3 protein-coding genes and 1 pseudogene are annotated in these 3,882 nt (G+C 69.2%); all 4 read right to left on the minus strand.

All coding sequences use genetic code 11. From position 1 onward, the window contains the following. Positions 1-1,469 (minus strand): annotated as a pseudogene (locus U9980_RS13275) (cobyric acid synthase); the annotation flags it as partial. Continuing rightward, a complete protein-coding gene (locus U9980_RS13280; RefSeq protein ID WP_322768192.1) occupies positions 1,466-2,497 on the minus strand; it encodes a cobalamin biosynthesis protein in 1,032 nt (343 codons plus the stop codon). The pseudogene U9980_RS13275 and the gene U9980_RS13280, both read right to left, overlap by 4 nt. A gap of 343 nt (positions 2,498-2,840) precedes the next feature. Further along, positions 2,841-3,119, minus strand: a complete 279-nt coding sequence (locus U9980_RS13285) for a type II toxin-antitoxin system Phd/YefM family antitoxin (RefSeq protein WP_322768190.1) — start codon at positions 3,117-3,119, stop codon at positions 2,841-2,843. A 120-nt stretch (positions 3,120-3,239) separates the two neighbouring features. Beyond that, positions 3,240-3,788 carry a hypothetical protein gene (locus U9980_RS13290; protein WP_322768191.1) on the minus strand — a complete coding sequence of 183 codons (549 nt, stop codon included), beginning with the start codon at positions 3,786-3,788 and terminating at the stop codon, positions 3,240-3,242. Between the last annotated feature and the right edge of the window lie 94 nt (positions 3,789-3,882).

The following is a 3,882-nucleotide window of genomic DNA, read 5'->3' on the forward strand; positions in this document are numbered from 1 at the left end:
GGCGGCGGTGTCGAGGTGGTCGGCGATCAGATCGCCGAGCGCGTCGAGCCGGCGCTGGCGGACATCGGCGAAGCAGGTGGCAGCCGGGGTGAACGAGCGTCCGGCTCGGGTCGCCACGTCGATGAGCAACGCCCGGCGGAACTCGTCGTTCTCCAACAGCCCATGCCAGCTGGTGCCGGCCACCGCGCCGACGCGGATGCCGTCCGCGGCGAACGGCTCACCGCCGTCGCCGTCCACGGTCAGCCGACCGTGGCGGATCTCATAGCCGGTGACCGCGAGTCCCTCGGCGCTCATGCCGGCGCGCCGGCCGAGCAGTTTGTCCCGGCGAACGTGGTGGTCACCGGTAGCAGGCCGAGGCCGTTCACCGTCCCGGTACCGGACTCGACCGGATCGTGGATGTGCCGGCCGAGCAGCTGGTATCCGCCGCAGATCCCGAGGACCGGCCGGCCATCGGCCGCGCGTGCCCGCAGTGTCGCGTCCAGGCCGCATCCGCGCAGCCAGGCCAGGTCCGCCACGGTCGCGCGCGTCCCGGGTATGACGACCAGGTCGGCGTCGAGGAGGTCGGCGGGTCGGGTCGCGAACGCCACAACCACCCCGGGTTCGGCCCGCAGCGGGTCGATGTCGGTGACGTTGGACAGCCGCGGCAACCGGATCACCGCCACCCGCAGGAACTCCCCCTTGCTCGCCTCCGCGGTCGGCACTTCGGCCGGCGCTTCGGCCGGCGGGAGTTCGCCGGGGTACGAGGCGAGATCGAGGGAATCCTCGACATCCAGCCACAGCCCGGACCGCCACGGCAGCACCCCGTGCACGGGACGCCCGGTGAGCCGCTCAAGCTGACGCAGGCCGGGTTCGAGCAGTCGTGGGTCGCCGCGGAACTTGTTGATGATCCATCCCGCGATCAGTGCCTGGTCGGCCGCGTCGAGCAGGGCCAGGGTGCCGAACAGCGCGGCGAACACCCCGCCCCGGTCGATGTCGCCGACGATCAGCACCGGCAGGTTCGCGGCCCGCGCCAGCCCCATGTTCGCGATGTCGGTGTCCCGCAGGTTGATCTCCGCGGGTGAGCCGGCCCCCTCACAGATCACCGCGTCGAACCGGGCGCGCAGGTCGGCCAGGCAGTCCGCGACGACCGCGGCCAGATGCGCCTTGTGCGGACGGTAACTCAACGCGTCCACCTCGGCGACCGGACGGCCGAGAACGATGAGCTGGCTGTGCCGGTCGTCGCCGGGTTTGAGCAGGACCGGGTTCATCGCCGCCTCCGGCTCGACCCCGGCGGCGGCGGCCTGCATCGCCTGGGCACGGCCGATCTCGGCGCCATCCGCCGTCACGACGGAGTTCAGCGCCATGTTCTGGGCCTTGAACGGCGCGACCCGCAGGCCTTGCCGGGCCAGCCATCGGCACAGACCGGCGGTGACGACGCTCTTACCCGCGTCCGATGTCGTCCCGGCAACCAGCAGTGCGCCTCCAGTCACCTTCTGTTCCGTCGACGCGCCCGGCCTGACGTCCACGCTGACCGGACGGCTGACCGGGCAGTCGACCGGGCCGCCGAGGCGGCTGCGGCGACACCCGCTGACAGGACGAGCGCGCTGGCGCTGACCGCGGCGGACAGGACCGCGGCTCGCTCCAGGTCGGCGGGCTGGGCGGTGCGGCCGTATCCCATCACCGGCCGGTGTTCGACTCCGTGGTGGTAACGCAACGTCCCGCCCAGGCGCAGCCCGAGCGCACCGGCGAAGGCCGCCTCCACCTGGCCGGCGTTCGGACTCGGATGGCTCGCGCCGTCGCGGCGCATCACCCAGTAGGCGTCAACGGGCGAGCCGCCGACGACCGGCGCACACGCACATGCCAGTAGCCCCGCGACCCGGGAAGGTAGGAGGTTTGCGAAATCGTCCAGGCGGGCTGAGGCCCAGCCGAAGCGGGCGTGGCGGCTGCTGCGGTAGCCGACCATGGCGTCCAGAGTATTGATCGCCCGGTAGCCGAGCAGGCCGGGAACGCCACCGACGGCTCCCCAGATCAGCGGACCGACGACCGCGTCCGAGGTGTTCTCGGCAAGAGACTCGACCCCGGCGCGGGAGAGGCCGGCCGTGTCCAGGACGGCCGGATCCCGACCGCACAGCGCCGGCAGACGGCTTCGGGCCGCGGCCACATCGCCGCGGGCGAGGTCACTGCCGAGTCGGCGGCCGTGGCGGCGCAGGGACGTCCCGCCGAGGACCGTCCACGTGGCAGCCGCGGTCAATGCCACCGATGTCGCGCGTTGACAGCCAAACCGACGCCCGGCCCTGGCCACGCCGGTGCGCGCCAGAGCGCCGAGCACGACCGTGCCGCCAGCGAGTACGGAGGTGTAGGCCAGACCAGCGGCCCGGCTGTCGTGGTAGAGCAACCGTTCGGCATGGTCGGCAACGGTGCCGAAGGCGGCTACCGGGTGCATCCGCGCCGGGTCGGCGAGAACGACATCGAGTGCGGCGCCAGCCAGCAAGCCGGCGGCGCGGACCCATCCGGGCATGTGCATCCCCCGCGACGTGTGGCTGGAGATCGACTTTTCATCGCCGGCGGCCTGGCGGTGTGGCCGGGCACTCAGCGTCAGGAGGAACTCCAACCGGTTTCCTCCGTGTCCCTCGCGTGTCCATCGGCTGGGGTCTGGTGCATCGGCTGGGCCTGATGAGCAGAACAGATCCCCCGGCTCCCGGTCAAGTGCACCAACCTGCCACGGCCGAACCACCCGTCCGCTCCCTCGCTCCCGGGCTACCTGGCCGGTGACCGCAACGATGCGTTCGTCGACTCCGGCACGCCAGGGTCTGGCCTGCGTTTTCTGGTCTCGGAGAGAACACTGGTGTCCAGCAGATAGTTCATCCGCCGATACCAATGTCAATTTCCCTGGGAAAGTCCTTTTTGCGCGCGACCTCTATCTCCTCCATAACGGAGACGACGTCGTCATCAAAGTACGGCGGGCCGAGAAGGAGATCGATGAGGTTCTTGTTCGGCGCAGTCAGCCTTCGATATTCATTGATGTCGATGACGACCGCGATCTCCTCGCCATGCCGGGTGATGGTCTGTGGACCGTCGTTCTGCGCGGCGCGAAGCACCTCGCTGAAGCATTGTTCTGCTTCTTGAACCTGCCAACTCATCACGGCCTCCAACATCAACCACCGGATAGTCCGTGTATACAGGTTAGATTCTGCCTTGCCAGTTCATCGGTCGACTCGCCCGGCGTAATGGGACCTGATCCGGCCCCAGCGCGTCTTCGTTCAGGGTGTGCAGTTCCTGGGTTGGTCCTGGCCGGCGACCTTGAAGTCATTGCAGGTCATGAACCGATCGTTGTGGCGGCCCGTCAGCCATCCGGCCGCAGCGACGAGGGCTGTCATCACTATCAGGACGGCAAGCGGCCGGCCCCGGAGTGTTTCCAACGAAGGTACGACAACGCGTGCGAGCAGCAGTAGGACGTACGGGACGGAGGTTGCACCGATGATGACGCCCAGCGCCATAAGGATCGGTGATGACTCCGCCGCGGTGAGCGAACCGGTCACGCTCAGGGCGAGGACCGTCCAGATAGCTGGTGCGGCGAGCAGAATCCGTCCCGACACGGCCGGGATCCTGACTCTACGGGGGGATTCATGGGGCGCAAGGAAACTGGCGCCGAACGCGATGGTGCTGGCGACCACGACAGCGTAGACGTCCTCGTAGAACACCGTGTTGTACGCGCCGAGGTTGAAAGCCACCCGCCAGGTGATCAGCCCGAGCGTGATCGCCGCGACGAGGAAGCTGCGATAGCGGGCAGCGTGTTGGTCGACCGGCATCACGGGACGCCTCCGAATAGATTCTGGTCGGGGTCGTCCCGTGTGCCGGGGTCGTCCCGTGTGTTGTGGAGGGTGCGGCGGTAGGGATTGCGTC

It is taken from the genome of Protofrankia sp. Cr1 (assembly GCF_963555865.1).
GTDB lineage: Bacteria > Actinomycetota > Actinomycetes > Frankiales > Frankiaceae > Protofrankia.